Here is a 17,744-nt window from a genome sequence, read left to right as displayed (position 1 = left end):
ATAAAATAATCTCATGTCAATACCATTAGAAACAATATACAGCTACTTCAAAACCGGTAAATTTCCAACTCAGACAGAGTTTCATGATTCGTGGTCTTCATTCTGGCATAAGAGTGAATCTATCATTCCGTCCAATATTGCTACTGTGGATGAAAACGATGAGTTAGGAAATGTTTACAGCAAAGCTCAGAGTAACGATCAATTTATGTCATTAATTGATTTTGTAAATGATGATCAAAAAATTCTGGCCGAAAAAATAGAAGCTTTAGGTTTAACGACTTTAATAGAAGCTGTTGAAACTACAATTTCGGGATTTGCAGACCATTCAAGTTCATATAAATTTGAGAATAATGATTTTATAGCAATTCCTGATAACAATGGCAATTTTTCATTGTACATGTTTAAAGGCGGAGCAAAAACGGATAAGGCTAATTATCTCCCAACAGGTATTTCAAACGTAACCATCGGAATGGTGGAAGGATTGCAGGCTGCCTTAAATGCTAAAATGAATAAACCTTCCGGGAATGGTAATTTCTTCATTAGAACACTTGGTGCAGATCCAGTTTATGCTTCTATATCTCCACCAACTAACTATTTATTATCATGGAATGGAAGTGATTTTAAAGAATCAAATGTATATTACAACGCAGGAAAACTTGGTGTAGGCACAACTTCACCCACGGAAACACTTCATTTGAATAATGGGAGGATTCGTTCTAAGGCAGTTGTTTTGGATGAAAATAATGAAGTTCTTCCGGGTCAGGTTACATATAATAATGGCGGTTTTTATGGAACAGATCTTACAGGGACTAGAAGAAAATTAATGAATCAGACTTATGCTGATTATTTGGCTTTAGTAAATGTATTGACAGATGCTCAAAAAGACGAAATAAGAGTTAAATTAAGAAAAACAGGTGAAACATATTCAATTGCACAACCAAGAATTGATTTTATTTCACCACCTATTTTAGAGAATGCAAATTATGTTCAAGGAATTGTTTTAAGAGGTTTGAATCTTTTTTTAGATACTACTTCAGGTACAAGTTCAAATGTTAAGTTAAAACATCTTTCAAGTGGTCAAGAATTTCCGGTTACTAATATTTCTGTTAATCAAAATGACCCTACCTATATGAGTTTTGCACTTAATTTCAGTACACTTCCATTAGGTAAGTATAGAATTATAGTGTATAATCATATATCGGGTTTGCAAAATATTGATACAACTGAATTAGATTTAGTTAATAATCTGGCTTTTTTACCACTTCCAACATTAACATGGAATAAAATTACGGCACCGGGTGTTACTGCTGATCCGTCTGATTATACAAATGCAACAGGATTCTATATTAATGCTCCTAATCAATCTTATGATGGAAATTCTATAGCAATAAAATCATCTGAATTACTTGACAGTACATTACTTTCAACAGACTTTTGGATGACTATTAGTATTTCTCAATCATTTATTAGCACTGCATATCAAGGCGGTTATACGGTTGGACTTATTACATCCGCATCTCCTGTAAACTTAACGATGGGTTATGATTTTGGGTTATCTTATATTCCAGGTGGCGGGCAAAATTTCGTTCCTACAAATACAGCAGCCGGTAATATTACAGCTTCTACCAATAGATTGAATATAATAAAACGAGGAAATGTAATAACGTTAATATACAATTCTAACAATGCATTTAAACAAACGAGTTTCATTTATAATAATATCAATTCACTCTCTTTAGCATTCACTTTAGGAACTTTAATAGCTCCTAATTCTAATAATGTTGATATTCTGATGAAAATAGAAAGCTTAGTTCAATTATAAGCAGAAAATACCATGTTAAAAGAAAAACTAAAAGAGAATTAAATATTTAAAACAATGACATTTGAAAAAACAATTTCAGTATTTGAATTTGCAAGATTAATCATTTGATTATTAAAGATATAAGAGTTGCTGCAACTACAGAATAGGAAGAGCAAAAAGCTTTTATAAGAATAGAAAAAAGATGAAATTTGAACTGTAAATCATAAATAATGATTGGATCCAGAAAGAAATTTAACTAATACTTTATAATAGGAAGCCTTTTGCTCTTGAGATATGGGAACTTTTTTGATGTTTGAGCATTAAGACTTTATTAACTATTTCCAAATCAGTACAATAAATTAGAATGTAAGCTCTCAACTTATCTTACTGCTTGCCAAATCATCAATTCATACAATCAAACTTTTAATAAAATGACAGATTTAGAAACAATATTAAGTTGGTTCCGAACCGGCGACATGCCAACACAGGAAGAATTTCAAGAAACATTTTCTTCTTTTAGGCACAATTATACAAAAATTCCGATCGCAGAAGTTGACGGACTGCAACCATCATTGGAAGGAATTCAAGATGACCTAGGTAAAAAAGTAGATACCCCTTTAGTAGATGGGAAATTTTATATTAAAAGAGAATCCGGAGTTACCAAAACGGAAGTATTAGCTGATGAGACTCTTGAATCGGTTATCAATCGGAGAAATTATTCCCCAAAAGAGATAACATTTACTGGTGATGCTGCAACAACGATAAGAGATGGTGCTTTAGGTATGAATACTACCACCTATTCAATGTATTTTGGAAATTTGAATTCGGCTCATACAGGTATTTATAATGCTTCTTTTGGGTATGGGGCACTACAAAATGTGACGACAGGGCAAGGTAATTCTATGTTTGGTCATTATTCTGGAGGTTCAATTATTACAGGACAGTATAATACATTTTTAGGATATTCTGCTGGATATGATTTTAACAATACTTCTAAACAAACAACAGGAAATGTAAATGTAGGGGTAGGAAATAGTGTAATGGCTGCTCTTACATCTGGTTATAAAAATATTGGAATAGGGCAGTCGGCATTGGCTAGACTTACTACAGGAGCATATAATGTTGCATTAGGGCAGTCATCAATGCAATATCTTACTACACATAACAAAAGTATAGGTGTTGGGGCTCAAACAGGAGCGTTTGTTCAAGGTGAAAATAATGTTTTTATTGGAACAGGAGCAGGTAGAAGTAATACTGTATCTACAGTAGAGACTGTTAATAATAGATTAGTAATTCATAGTAGTGTTAATCTTGCACCAAATCCATCTATAGGAACAGAAAATTCAACAGATTATAGTGCTTCTCATAGTAATGGATTGATTTTAGGAGATTTCTCTCAGAGATGGGTTAAGTTTAATGGATACTTTGTAATAAATCCAGGAAATATGCCTAATGCTCAGGCTGATACAACTTATACAAAGAATATTGTAGCTAAAGCAGACGGTACTTTTGGATGGGAGGATAAAGTTATAGTTCCTACAGATAAAATTGTTCCGAGATTAAAGATATTAAACTTTACAACGGATGGAATTTATTACAACTTAACAGGATTCATTGAAAACTGTAATCCTAGTGATCCTTTCGGGTCAAATCCTAATCCATTATGGGAAATAATAAGTTTAGGTCCAGGGGGATATCCATTAATAGCAGTAAACGTACTGGGTAACATTTATGATTCCATGACTTCTAAATCAGGTGTATGTGCAAGATACTTTAATGTTTTCTTTAAAATAGAAGATCAAGGTGAAAATGCATCATTATGGAATGTAAACAAACTGATTCACTTAGTTTTTAATGGTTATCATAATTCTGATATAAATAATAACACAGTGCAAGCGGTAAAAAGAGTGGCAACTGGAACTTTTAAAAATTAATGTATAGCAATTAAGATAAAAGAAGAAGAGTAAATTTTTAATTTCAAAAATAAAAAAAACTTAAAAACCCCAATGGAGACAAAACAATTACAAAAATTATTTACTCATTTAGAAGAGGTTATTACATGGCGTATCAACAATTCTTTAGAAGATTTTAATATAGGAGCACCCGAATTTAAAACTAATGACCATGAAGGCTTTCAATTAGGCAACTATATTTCAGAAAAAGAGCTTACCAATCAAGAGGTTGTTATTCTTTTAATGGCTTTATTACCACGATTGGATCCTTCATTGCTGAAACGCATTTATTTAGAGTTTCCAAATAGTGTGTTGTTCGACTTCTGTTCAACCAGTGATAATGGCAGGCTCTTTCAACCAACAATTCAGGCTGTTCAATATATTTTAGGAGGAGACAGCATTTCAGAACGTCTGAAAGCGCTGGATTATTTCGGCTCAGATTCAGTTTTGATTAAAGAAGAACTCATTGTTTTTTCAAGCTCAGCTCACGAACATATACAAATGAATAGTCCGATAAGTGTTCATCAGGAAGCTTTTAATATTATAATTTTTGGATCAGAATTATTACCGAAAATGAGCAATGATTTTCCGGCAGAACAAATAAATACTGGTCGATCTTGGAATGATTTAATACTTCCTGAAATCACATTAAACGAACTTCAAAGCATTGAGGCTTGGTATAATAGCAGCCAGACTCTTATGGAAGATTGGGGCATGCAGAAAAAACTTAAGCCGGGCTTCCGGGTGTTGTTTTATGGAGAGCCGGGAACAGGAAAAACTCTTGCAGCAAGTCTTTTAGGAAAATATACCAAACGTCCTGTTTTTAGGGTTGATGTTTCTATGTTAGTCTCAAAGTACATCGGAGAAACAGAAAAGCAATTAGCTAAATTATTTGATAAAGCCGAAAATAAAAACTGGATTTTATTTTTTGATGAGGCAGATGCGATTTTCGGAAAACGGACTAATGTAAAAGATGCTCATGATAAATACGCCAATCAGGAAGTTTCTTATTTGTTGCAGCGAATAGAAACGTTTTCAGGGCTTATTATTTTGGCATCCAACTTTAAAAATAATATGGACAAGGCCTTTACGCGACGCTTTCATAGCTGCATAAAATTCAATAATCCAAAGCATGAGGAGCGTCTGCGTATTTGGCAACAAAACTTGCCTGAACAATTAGAACTTTCAGATATTGATTTAGAACAAATTGCCCAACGATACGAACTAACCGGGTCTAATATTATGAATGTAATACAAGATATAAGTTTAAAAACAATTGCATCAAAAGAGCCTAATTATAAGGTAAGTGTCGACATGTTATTAGAAAGTATCAAAAAAGAGTATGTAAAAGAAGATAAAATATTTACATAAAAGTTTAAAAATCAATTTGGTTTCCTCTAAAAAAATCTGTTGAAAAAAACGCTCGGAAGCTTGAAGAGGGAGGTTGGAAGTTATTATTAGTCTTATAACTTCCTGCTCCCAGCTCCCAACTTCCTATCCAAATAATTTTAAAAATAAAGCTGATGAAAGCAAAAATTCTGCTACTGATTATATTCAGTGGCCTCATATTGTGTTGCCGAACTAAAACTAAAATAGCAACCACTTACAAAGAAGACAAAAAAGAAACGGAAAAAGTAAAAGTTGATTCCTTAAGCTTACAGAGTTTACAATCTACCCAAAGTACATCCACCGATGTTTTACTTAAAGAAGAAAAAAATGAAACATCCGGAGAAATCTTAATTAAAGGAAAATCTGACGAGTCCAATCCCTTTGTTTTTCATAATGTTGTTGGAAGCGATACTATTCAAAGTATTTCCATCATGGGAACTGCGGAATACGCAATCACTAACCATTATGCAAAATCATCAAACAAAAAGACCGAAAATAGAAAAGAAGAATCTAGAAATAGTGTTCAAGATTTATCTCAAATAGCTGTTTCAAAAGAAACAATTAAAAAAGCTAATTCAGTAATTTCTGAAGAAACAAAAAAAATAAAAATAAACGGATTCGAACTCACCGCCTGGATTTTCATGACCATTCTTGGAATCACTCTAATACTCATCTTTTTCACCTATAAATATTTTAAGAAATGAAAACATCACAAAAAGGAATCAATCTGATTTTATCATTTGAAGGCTTCAGCTCTAAACCTTACCTGGATTCTGCAGGAATTCCCACAATCGGTTATGGAAATACATATTATCCCGGTGGCAAAAAAGTAACCTTGAAAGATCCTTCAATTAGTAAAGAAAAAGGAGCAGAATTATTTTCATCTGTTTTACCAACGTATGAAAAAATAGTTAATAATAAAATTAAAGTTACTCTTACCCAAAATCAATTTGACGCTCTTGTATCGCACACATACAATACAGGAGGATCCGACACTTTATTTTCTTTAATCAATAAAAAGGCAGATCCCGAAACCATTAAAGATTGGTTTACTTCGAGATATATTACTGCCGGAGGTAAAGTTTTAAACGGTTTGATCCGTAGAAGAAAGGCTGAGGCTGACTTGTTTTTTGGAAAATAGAATTCAATAAAATATATGGTTTTTTGGGGTGATGATCATATAAATAAGTCACTAATAAATAGGATCGTAAACGAGAGATAAAATCAAAAATCGCTCAAAAAATATAGAATTCCATTTAGAGCGATCAGCCTAAGAACAATATAGATCTTTCCCCAATTATCAATTTTATCACAACTAATTTTCAATAATCAAATGACTACACCAACACCATTACATACAATTTTGAGTTGGTTTCAAACTGGAGATTTTCCAACAGAAACGCAATTTAAAGAAACGTTTTTATCTTTTTATCACAAAGAAGAATTAATCCCTATAGAAGGTATTGAAGGGTTTGAAGAAATTTTTCAATCGTTTGCAAGTGCAGAAGCATTGCAGGAGCATTTGTCGGATTCTAGGGCTCATTCGGCATATTTGGCTTCACTTAATGCGGGTAATTTAACCTCCGCTCATGTGAATAGCTGGAAAAGCAGACTTGGAATCAGCAATGTTGCTACGATTGATAGTTCTGATCAATTGGGTAATGTGTACACTAAAATACAGACAGATGGTTTTGTTGATGAATTGAAAGATGCGGATAAAGACTTAGCTCTGGAGATAGGAAATATTAAAAAGATTCTATTATCTAGTGATTTGTCTTTAGATGAACTTCAGGAAATAGTCGATTTCATTAAAAAAAACCGTGATGACATTGAAGCTTTAAAAGCTATTCCAATAGGGGAATCAAGGGAAGATAAAGTAAAGCTGTTACTCGATTACGATTTATTAAACAGTCCGAAAAATCAACAGGAATTTAATAGGCAAATCTATGATAAGGTTTTGCTGATCTCACAAACACCTACAAGTGCAGTGGTACAAATTACCGGAAGTACCGTATTTCCTAATACCCTTGAAACGGAAAATGTCATCATTCAAGCTCGGGACAGTGTTACGGGGAAGAAAATAAATATTGATGACTATGCAACCAATCAAACCATACAGATTAACATGTTACACGACACCGCTAATCCCCTTAATATTCTCATTTTAAAAGTTAAACCATAAAAAAAATATAAAACTATGAATAATTATGCAGTAATAAGCAACAACGCACATCAGGATAATTTTTTTGGAGAGCTGCAACGCACTCGATTTCATTATCACGATACACTTCCTGATACGAGTGGAGCTCCCGCAGGTTGGATAATTGATTTTAAGAATCAGTTGCATCAATGGAACGGTACAGAATGGATTAATTTGGCTCAGAATTATGTACATCCTGATTATCCGCTGACAAATAATCCATTTCAAACAGATCAAACGAGCGGACTTCTATTATTAAGTCAGATACTTACAAATAGTTCAGGGCATGTTATTAAAGTAGCAGGTAGAAACCTTACCAATGCGGATATTGTCTCTATTTTCTTGAATGATGCAACACAGTCAGGTACTTATACGTGGTCATCAAATAAGATTAAAACTTATATTGAAAATTTAATAGGTCAAAGTCTCACAGGTGCATTAATTTATCAGCCGGGAGGATATATTCCTTCTACTTCTAAAGGCTCAATGACGGCTCCGTCACCAATTACAGCAGCTACTATTAAAACTGGAATGGTTTGGGTAATTACAGCAAATGGCTGGGTTGGAAATGAACCCGTTTCTGTTGGCGACCATCTTATCGCGAATACTGATAACGGATCAAATACTCCTGCAAATTATCAAATTATTGAAAAAGGTATTCCTGACATTGTAGATGCTACAGATTCAGTGAAGGGATTGATTCAAATCGCTACAGATGTTGAAGCTATTACTGGAGCTAATGATAATAAAGCAATGACTCCGAAGTCTACAAAAGCTGTTTTTGATGCAAAAATTAAATCTAAAACATGGCAAATTGGAGACGGTTCTTCCGCTGTTTTTTCAATTACCCATGGTTGGAATACCCTGAATGTTGATTATGTCTGTTATCGCAATTCCGATAATAGAAGAATAAATGTAAGCTTTGTGCCTACATCTGCAAATGATGTACAGATAGATGTTTTGGTACCTCTTACTCCGAACGAATATAGAATTACTTTAACCGCAAGACTAGATTAATGATCGCACCTGAATATTTTAACAATCATATCGCTGTAGAAGGCGAAATTGTTGTGAAAAGAGTTCCAAACGATACAGGTTCTGTGTTGGTTTGGAACTCTACAACAAAAAAAATATCAACAAGAACAGTCAGTGAAATTGTATCTGATTTGAATGTGTTGACTACAAACACTAATCAACTCGTAACAGGTCAAAAATATTTTCTTACCAGAGGAGGGAATCATGCACCTACAAATAATGCACTGCAAATTTATGCTGATGATGGCTCATTACCATCAATGACATATTCTAAAGGAGGTTCTTATGTAGGTCAGGTAATGTTTGATGAAGGAGGTTTCCATTTCAAAAACGGAGATAATAATAGCTATTATGGAATAACAGCTGGAGGATTTAAAAAAGATGGTTACAACAATGATTTTGCTTTATTAGCCGGAGGAGGTCAACTGGCCCTGAGCGAATTATCAAAAACAAATCATATACATAATTCACTGGAAAATAGAAACTTTTTCCAGAGCTCAGATTTAAACAATGAATTAGAGGCGGGTAAGTTTAAATTTAGGCCTGCTGTAATGTCTAACTCACCGAATATATTTCCTAATCCGCATAATGCTAACGCTATTCTTTCAATATCAACTTGGAGCGATGCTGTATATGGACATGATTTAGGATTCAGTGGAGATGGGAATATCTATCACAGAAGTAGAGATACGGGAGGTATCTATCAATGGAACAAAATATTAACAGAAGGGAATGCAAATCTCCCTAATTTTTCAAATTTTGTAACGACTAATACTCCTCAGGATATATCTGTAAAAAAATCCTTCTCAGGGGGTACAGGCAATGCTTATGATTCAGTTGCTTTAGAATTAAAAGGGAATGGTACTGCTGATACAATTTATCCGGCAATTTCCTTTCATCAACCGGGTCTTTATGCTGCTACATTGCAGTATAGGGCAAACGGATATCATTTTATGAATATCAATGGTAATGCTTTTGACTATGTTAGAGCTGCCGGCTATTTTAAAGATGGTTCATCTGATGATTATTTTTTAACTGGGAGCGGTGGTCACTACAGTAAATATGGTAAGGATGATGCTTGGGTACACTCTGGTAGAAATTTTACTGAAGGTACTTTAATAAGCACTGATATAGATTATTCTCAGATAAGTGGTGCACCTTTTTTATTAGAGATAAAAGGTAATATGTATGGAACTGGAGTATTGCCATTAGATGCAAAAATTCAGGGATACATTTGGGATAATACTATCGTAAACCAATCCGGATATTCTACTAATCCTGTGTTCAAGGGGATCGTGGCTTTAAACCTCAATAGTAAGCTGTGCTTTTGGTTCCCGTCATTAGGCTACTGGCACGGATTCTCTGTGAAGGTTAGTGACGTAGGTGGAGGTCAGCTTAGTACAGTAAATCATGTAACTAATATTGAAAATACGGGTGATCCGGGAGGTACCAAGAGAGTTGATATATATTTAAATCACTTACTCACAAAAGAGGAGTTAATTTCTGGAAATACATTTTGGGAGAAGAAAGATCTTGGTGGTTATTGGGCATTAGATTCAGATAAACCTATAGCCGGACTCAACGGAAATGGCGCGCAAATAATTTTATCAGGTGGTTTACTGGCTTCTTCTTCTTATACTGATTCACAATTTATTCCTACTAATGGAATTCATTCAAGAGGTTTTGTTCAATCTGATGAAGGTTTCCAAAATAGATATTGGAAAGCCGACCAAAGAAATAGAATCTGGTCTTTTGCAAATTCTGATAATCATGGTTTATCTTATTTTCAAGGTAGTGGCCATGTCTTAGGTGAAGGTATTAATTTTCACTTTGGCGATACAAGTTCTACAGGATATAAAGCATTTGTACAAAATAGTGGTAGAATATTTTCAGCAGTAGATGGTAACTCAGGAGACTGGAAACATAAAGAGTATGATGCAAATAATTATCTAGGTGCAGATTATGTAGGAGGAGGGCAAGAAAAACCTAATTCAATATATTTTGGAGCGGGTAAATTAAAATTACAAATGTTGGATGGTACTCAAATGGGTAATTCTAATTTTGGTTGGTCAGATGTTTTATGGATGTCTTCATATACAGGAGGCGATGTTAAAAAATCTACCGCTATTGTTTCATCTAAATATAGTGATAGAATAGGTTTTGTTAAACAAGATTATGATGCTGCTGATTGGGGAACTTTCCAAGAGTTTTGGACAACTAATAACTTAACTAATCCAGCAACTCAGACAGATTTAGATAATTATTATCATATAAATAAAGCTGCTATTTCCAATCAATCAGAATTAGTTCCAAATGGATTACAAAGTATTTCAGTAGGAAACTCAGGGTCTAATTTTGATGGTGAGTTAGCTAATAAAACACTTGAAGGGACTTTTGCAAACTTTAATGGCTATTCTAAGACATCAAAAGATTTAGGATTTACTTTATTTGCACCAACATCTACTGGACAAGGTGTTTATTATAAAACATGGTATGGAGGTAATCAAACAACTTGGAAAAGACTTGCTGAACATGCTGATTTATCAGGCTATACAAAATCTTTTGAGAATGCACACGCAGTAGGTTTTTCATCAGGCTTATCAACAGCAGCACCTTATATATATCATTCAGCTGATGGGTATGTATTTTTAGCTACTCAAACATGGGCCACTAATAAGTTTGTTAACGTTGATGGTCAACAAGATATTACCGGACTTAAGATCATTAAAGGTAGAGCAAAAAATACAGGTACAGGCTGGGGTAATACTAGTACATCAACTGATTATTCTTTTTTAGTAGAAACAGAAAGTGGTTCAAATGCTGATAACCAGTATACAGGTTCTATAGGATTTTTTTCTAATAGTGGGGCACAAGCTGGTATATATGTAAGAAGTAACGACAACAATGGTACATCTATGGCTTTTGCAACGACTAACATGTTTTCAGCAGGGCCTCAGATAGCTATGACTATTGATAACCAAGGTACTGTTGATCATGTAAGATCAAGACCTACATTTCAAGGGAATGTAATTTGGGATGCTGGTAATCTTACGACTACTATGGTAAGCAATTGGAACGATAAATTTAAAAATTTAAAGTATGTTGCTGATGTAAATTTAGTTTCTGAATCTGGAATTTATAGACAGGAAGGTCCAATATCAGGGTTTAGTTATACGACAACTTTAAATCTAAATTCGTCTGATGGTCGTCAGCAATTAACCATTGAAAGAGGCGGAGGTGGAATGAAATTCCGAGGAACTACAACAGGTTCAGGAAATTCAAACTGGTCAGACTGGAATGAAGTGTATCATACAGGGAATTTTAATCCAGCAAGTTATGTTACACAATCTACTTTAAATAGCCAGTTAGGTAACTATGCTACCTTGGGAGGAGTACAAACATTTACTAACACTAATACTTTCTCCCAAAGCCCTATTATACCGGCTGGTACTCTTTCGAGTCATGCCGTAAATAGAAGTCAACTTGACAATTTGCAGAATTGGGTAGGTCAGAACTATGTAGATGCTCCAGATGGTTACTCTGCAATTATTTCCGGACAAGATCTTAATAATATTAAAAATACAGGATTTTATAGAGGTTCAGGTTTAGCCAATGCCCCGAATACTGGATGGTTTTTTGTTATTGTTGAAGCGCATGATAGCACTTGGGTTAAACAAACTGTGACTACATACGGATCAGGTAATACCGCAAATATTACTTATCAGAGAGTCATGTCTGGAGGTGCTTGGTCTACATGGAATCAGGTATGGACTACAGGAGATTTTTCACAAAATAGTGTTAATAATTGGAATTACATGTCTAATTATGGCGTTATAGTAAACCAACAATTTACAAATAATACAGGCAATGGATTAATTGTTGTTGATAGCTATAATGGCGGAGAATCCGGTATATATAATGAAAATGATAAATCCTATTTGGCTGTATTACAAGATAAGTATTATAAATATTCAAGTAGCTATAACGATTGGGAAGGTATTAATTTCAGTCTAGAAAACAAAAACATTGGTATAGGTACAGAAGCTAATGACGCAGATAAAGTAAATGTTTTCGGCTCAGTAAAGGCTACTGAAAACTTTAAATCAAAGTATGAAGAACCTAATACTTTATTTATTCCAGACGGAAATCTAGCTTATCTTAATGACGAGATTACCAATGAAGATTATAGAATGAGATTATCTCATAAAATGATTGAACAACAGTCAGGGGTTACTCATTATGATTCTGATAATAGAATGTTAGTCATTAGATGTACAGATCCAGGTACGAATTTTGTCTTAGGAAAATGTTTTCCGGGACAACGAATATTGGTGTTAAATGCTAACGATAGTGGTGCGCAAGTATTTGAAATAAAAAATGTAGGTGTTTCATATAAAATAAAACCATATAGCTCGATTCAGTTATTTGTTTGGGAAGACATGTCAGTTTATAAATATGCAGAAAATCAGATGTAAAACTTGAAATTCACAAATAAAAGAATGTATAGATTCGGAACTGTGAAATATACAGTTTACGAACTTTCCAACGTTATATTGTACGTACTAAGATAGACTTCTTAAAGACTTTAAAAAGTATCAATCTGGTAAATACTGTTACGAAATAAATAAAAAATGGTGTCACTTAATTAAAGTGGCGCCATTTTTTTTGAATCAACTATTTGATGATCCGTAAGAAAGCCATATTTTTGCAATCGAAAACGTATAATCATCATTGATGAAATAGTGTTTTCATTAAAAAAAACTAAAACCTAATTTGAAAACTAATTAAACCATTAAAATGGAGAAAACTAGACTGTATTTTATAATACATCAATACTAATTGTTTACAACAATTTACAACAATAATAAATCCTAAAAATTTCTTTAGATACAAGTCGTATTTAATCAATATGGCTAATTTGATTAATTTCTGAAATCAGATGAGAGTTTTTGTTATACCAGAGGAAATTTGATGTTTTTATCAGTAACGATACTACGCTATTTTATCAACGAAGATACTTTCAAAATTAATGTTCATTCATTAATTAAAACTAAGATTTTATCTAAATTATAGTTTTTGATTTTGAAACATTTTCATTTTTTATGGAGTTCAGAAACCATTCAAACGAAGCGAAACCGAAAAGCTATACGAGTAGGGAAAAATTAAAACTAATAAACATGAAGAAAATTCTTTATTTCTTATTGCTGCTAATCAGCTTGCAGTCATTTGCCCAGTGTTGGCAAAGCGTGAGCTCAGGTTCCAGCCATTCGGTAGGTATAAAAACTGACGGGACACTTTGGGGCTGGGGAAATAATGCCGATGGGCAATTAGGCGATGGTACAAATACAAACAGAGCAGTACCTACTCAGATAGGGACAGCTACAAATTGGCTTAAAATATATGCAGGAAGTGCGCACACAGTTGGTCTTAAAACCGATGGAACACTTTGGGCATGGGGATTTAATGCTTATGGACAATTGGGTGATGGTACTTTTGCAAGTAAAAATGTACCTGTACAAATAGGAACAGCAACAAACTGGCAAACGATAATTGCAGGAAGCGCCCAAACAATAGCTATAAAAACAAACGGAACATTGTGGGGCTGGGGAAATAATGGTAGTGGACAATTAGTAAACACAGGAACAACTAATATAAATACTCCCACTCAAATCGGAACAGATACCAACTGGAAAACGGCTGCTTTGGGAATAACTCATACTCTTGCTATAAAAACGAATGGTACTCTGTGGGCATGGGGAGTTAATACTTCGGGGCAGTTGGGTGATGGAACTATAGTCAATAAAACTACTCCCACTCAAATTGGAACCAACACGGATTGGAGAGATGTGGCGGCTGGTTTTAGTTATTCTTTAGCGACTAAAACAAATAATGTTCTTTATTCTTGGGGGCAAAATGATCAAGGACAATTAGGCGATGGAACTAGCAATGCGTACAGAGCTACACCAAGTTCAATTTATCAGGGAGTTCAGAGTATTGCGGCAAGAAATGCATATTCTATGATTATTTTATCAAATGGATCTCTCTATGGATTTGGAGAAAATTCTGCGGGACAATTGGGTGATGGAACTACTACAAATAGAAATACTCCAAAACTCATAGGAACTGCTTTTGACAGAAAAACTGTTGCGACAGGTTTTAGAACTACACTTGTTATTAATGTAGACGGATTTTTAACTGCTTGTGGAGCCAATAATGTAGGGCAGATAGGAGATGGGAGCACTACTCAAAAAAATACGCTTGTTTCTATCAGTTGTCCGACGAGTTGTAATGCTCCGACGCAATTGTATACTTCTAATATAACTTCTACTACAGCTACGCTTAATTGGCTTCCGCCAACACCAGCACCAAATGGAGGGTATAATTACATGTACAGTACCAGTCCAACCCTATCAGGGGTACTTACTACTGTTGCTTCTAACAGTACTAATCTTAGTAATTTATTATCTGATACTACTTATTACTGGTGGGTTTCATCCAATTGTGCATCTGGAGCAGCTACTTGGGTATCTGGAGGTTCTTTCACTACGCTTCCTTCTACTACTGGATGCTGGCAAAAGATTACTGGAGGTTTTATTCATTCTTTAGGAATAAAAACAGATGGAACGCTTTGGGCATGGGGCAGTAATTCTTTCGGACAGTTGGGTGACGGAACTACTATTAACAAAAATACTCCAGTGCAAATAGGAAATGCTACAAATTGGAGAAAAATTAGTGCCGGTAATTCTCATAGTCTAGGAATAAAAACAGATGGAACTCTTTGGGCTTGGGGGACAAACTCAACTGGTCAATTGGGAGATGGTACTAATGTTGATAAATCTGCACCAGTACAGATAGGAACAGCTACCGACTGGGTAAGCGTTGCTGCCGGAAATAATTTTACCATAGCATTGAAATCAAACGGTACTCTTTGGAGTTGGGGAACTAATTTTGATGGAGAATTAGGAGATGGTACTTTCGTTTATAAAATGATACCAACCCAGATTGGGACAGCTAATAACTGGGTGAATATTGCTGCAGGAGATAGCTTTTCTCTAGCAGTAAAAACTAATGGTACTCTTTGGTCATGGGGGTATAATGCTTTCGGACAGTTGGGTGATGGCACAACAACAAATAAAAATATACCTATTCAGGTAGGACAAGATACAGGTTGGGCTGATGTTGCAGCTGGAGCTTATCACTCTATTGGAAGAAAAGCAAATGGATTATTATATACATGGGGACACAATGAATTCGGACAGCTTGGAGACGGATCTAATCTAAATAGATCAGTTCCAACGGCTGTGAACGACGGAGTTCAAAGCATTAGCGGAGGAAGATTCCATACCTTAGGAACTACGATGTATGGGAATATGTTTTTTTGCGGACTTAATACTGCCGGACAATTAGGAGATGGAACCACTACTAATAAAAATTGGATTAGCATGAGTAATGCTACTGATTATAAGCAGGTTTCTGCTGGTGGACTTTTTTCTTTTGCTATTGATAATAATGGTGTATTGAAAGCATGGGGAAGTAATGTTTATGGGCAACTAGGTGATGGAACTACTGTTCAGAAAACCTTACCTGTATCTATTTCTTGTCCATCAAATTGTAATCCTCCAAGTCAATTGTACAGCTCTAATATAACTTCTTCATCAGCTACTCTTAATTGGGTGGCACCGACATCGGCTCCTAGTGGAGGTTATCAGTATCTTTACAGTACAAATTCAACGATTGGTGGTATAGATGGAACTACATCTTCCACAACGGCAAATTTGACAAATTTATTACCTAATACTATTTACTATTGGTGGGTAAGTTCTAATTGTGGATCAAGCAGCCAGGTTAATTGGATATCGGGAGGATCATTTACTACACTTCCTACATCTACAACAGGTTGTTGGCAAAACTTTAGTCCCGGAGATACTTATTCATTAGGAATAAAAACCGATGGAACATTATGGGCATGGGGAGGCAATAATTATGGACAGTTAGGAGATGGAACGACTATTCAAAAGACTACCCCAACACAAATTGGAGTAGCAAATAATTGGTCAAAAGTATCTGCTGGTAAATTCCATTCTATAGCATTAAAAACAGATGGAACGTTATGGTCTTGGGGATATAATAATAATGGACAATTAGGTGATGGAACTTTAGTAAATAAATCTACTCCAACACAAATAGGAACAGCAAATGATTGGACAAGTATTACAACTGGAGACAGTTATACAATGGCTATAAAATCCAATGGAACACTTTGGGCTTGGGGACTTAATGATAGCGGACAGTTAGGAGATGGAACGGCAGTAAATATTTCTATTCCAACACAAATAGGCACAGCAAATGATTGGAAAATTGTAGCACCTGGAGTATACCATACTGTTGCTATCAAGACCAATGGAACGTCATGGGCTTGGGGACTTAATGGTAACGGACAATTAGGTGATGGAACTACAGTTCCTAAAAATATCCCAACACAAATTGGAACTGCTACAAATTGGAAAAGTATTGTTGGTGGACTTAATTATTCGTTAGGATTAAAAACCGATGGAACGTTATGGGCTTGGGGACTTAATACTTATGGACAATTAGGTGACGGAACTACAACTGATAAAATAAGTCCTATACAAATTGGATCATCAACAAATTGGCAGAGTATTGATGCTAACAATTTTTATACTTCTTTAGGAATAAAAACCGATGGAACACTTTGGACATGGGGATTCAATGATGTTGGACAATTGGGAGACGGAACTACAGACTTTAAATATACTCCAATGCAAATAGGAAATTCCACTAACAGACAGACTGTTATAGGAGGTTCATTCAATACATTTGTAATAGATAATAGTGGATTTTTATCAGGTTGTGGGTTTAATGGTTCTGGTCAACTAGGAGATGGTACATATGTTCGAAAGAGAATTTTTGTTCCTGTCGCTTGTCCTACAAGTGCTTTAGCAGTGGATGAAACTTCAACAGTATCAAAGAATGATAATCTGAAAGTGTTCCCAAATCCGGTACAGGATTACCTAAATGTTTCATATAACGAAAAGATTGCTTCTGTGACAGTTTACAGTGCAGCGGGACAATTGGTAACAACTAAAGTTATTAATGATACAAAAGGAACGGTTGATTTCTCAGGATTTGCATCAGGAGTTTATCTGGTTCAGATAAATACTGTTAATAATACGGTGAAAACAGTGAAAGTAATCAAACGATAAGTGTTGATAAAAAAGCTTTTATGTGAAAACTAGATAATAATAGTGAGATCATAAATTGATTAAAAATCAGTGTGTATGGATTTTCCTGCACACTGATTTTATTTTTAAACATTATGTTATTGAATAAAATCCCAACTCTCATT

General features: G+C 34.6%; 9 protein-coding genes. All 9 read left to right on the top strand.

Features of this window, described 5'->3' with window-relative positions; genetic code table 11:
• The first annotated feature begins 13 nt into the window (after window positions 1-13).
• The 9 genes from AC1Q7L_RS18550 to AC1Q7L_RS18510 all read left to right on the top strand — a co-directional run bounded on the left by AC1Q7L_RS18550 (window position 14) and on the right by AC1Q7L_RS18510 (window position 17,601).
• A complete protein-coding gene (locus AC1Q7L_RS18550; protein ID WP_492307424.1) occupies window positions 14-1,822 on the top strand; it encodes a hypothetical protein in 1,809 nt (602 codons plus the stop codon).
• Between the two features lie 410 nt (window positions 1,823-2,232).
• On the top strand, window positions 2,233-3,735 hold the full coding sequence (locus AC1Q7L_RS18545; protein ID WP_492307425.1) for a hypothetical protein: 1,503 nt from the start codon (window positions 2,233-2,235) through the stop codon (window positions 3,733-3,735).
• Window positions 3,736-3,807: 72 nt separating this feature from the next.
• Window positions 3,808-5,124 (top strand): ATP-binding protein, encoded by a 1,317-nt coding sequence (locus tag AC1Q7L_RS18540; protein ID WP_492307426.1) that lies wholly within the window; start codon window positions 3,808-3,810, stop codon window positions 5,122-5,124.
• Window positions 5,125-5,276: 152 nt separating this feature from the next.
• Window positions 5,277-5,846, top strand: coding sequence for a hypothetical protein (locus AC1Q7L_RS18535; RefSeq protein WP_492307427.1), 570 nt, complete (start codon window positions 5,277-5,279; stop codon window positions 5,844-5,846).
• Entirely contained in the window at window positions 5,843-6,283 is a 441-nt protein-coding gene (locus AC1Q7L_RS18530; RefSeq protein ID WP_492307428.1) for a lysozyme, read from the top strand. The genes AC1Q7L_RS18535 and AC1Q7L_RS18530 overlap by 4 nt, the downstream gene beginning before the upstream one ends.
• Before the next feature lie 192 nt (window positions 6,284-6,475).
• A complete protein-coding gene (locus tag AC1Q7L_RS18525; RefSeq protein ID WP_492307429.1) occupies window positions 6,476-7,324 on the top strand; it encodes a hypothetical protein in 849 nt (282 codons plus the stop codon).
• 15 nt (window positions 7,325-7,339) lie between these two features.
• Window positions 7,340-8,359, top strand: a complete 1,020-nt coding sequence (locus AC1Q7L_RS18520) for a hypothetical protein (RefSeq protein ID WP_492307430.1) — start codon at window positions 7,340-7,342, stop codon at window positions 8,357-8,359.
• Window positions 8,359-12,852 (top strand): hypothetical protein, encoded by a 4,494-nt coding sequence (locus AC1Q7L_RS18515; protein WP_492307431.1) that lies wholly within the window; start codon window positions 8,359-8,361, stop codon window positions 12,850-12,852. The genes AC1Q7L_RS18520 and AC1Q7L_RS18515 overlap by 1 nt, the downstream gene beginning before the upstream one ends.
• Window positions 12,853-13,554: 702 nt before the next feature.
• Window positions 13,555-17,601: an RCC1 domain-containing protein gene (locus AC1Q7L_RS18510; RefSeq protein WP_492307432.1), complete on the top strand. Its 4,047-nt coding sequence runs from the start codon at window positions 13,555-13,557 to the stop codon at window positions 17,599-17,601.
• The last annotated feature ends 143 nt before the right edge of the window (window positions 17,602-17,744 follow it).

The sequence above is a fragment of the Chryseobacterium sp. GW823-FHT05E08 genome, from assembly GCF_058795655.1.
Note: the sequence above shows the minus strand (reverse complement) of the source record. Positions and strands in the feature narration are given on the sequence as shown.

Coding starts and splice junctions, on each gene's coding strand:
- AC1Q7L_RS18550 (WP_492307424.1), top strand. CDS start 14: ATGTCAATACCATTAGAAACAATATACAGCTACTTCAAAACCGGTAAA.
- AC1Q7L_RS18545 (WP_492307425.1), top strand. CDS start 2,233: ATGACAGATTTAGAAACAATATTAAGTTGGTTCCGAACCGGCGACATG.
- AC1Q7L_RS18540 (WP_492307426.1), top strand. CDS start 3,808: ATGGAGACAAAACAATTACAAAAATTATTTACTCATTTAGAAGAGGTT.
- AC1Q7L_RS18535 (WP_492307427.1), top strand. CDS start 5,277: ATGAAAGCAAAAATTCTGCTACTGATTATATTCAGTGGCCTCATATTG.
- AC1Q7L_RS18530 (WP_492307428.1), top strand. CDS start 5,843: ATGAAAACATCACAAAAAGGAATCAATCTGATTTTATCATTTGAAGGC.
- AC1Q7L_RS18525 (WP_492307429.1), top strand. CDS start 6,476: ATGACTACACCAACACCATTACATACAATTTTGAGTTGGTTTCAAACT.
- AC1Q7L_RS18520 (WP_492307430.1), top strand. CDS start 7,340: ATGAATAATTATGCAGTAATAAGCAACAACGCACATCAGGATAATTTT.
- AC1Q7L_RS18515 (WP_492307431.1), top strand. CDS start 8,359: ATGATCGCACCTGAATATTTTAACAATCATATCGCTGTAGAAGGCGAA.
- AC1Q7L_RS18510 (WP_492307432.1), top strand. CDS start 13,555: ATGAAGAAAATTCTTTATTTCTTATTGCTGCTAATCAGCTTGCAGTCA.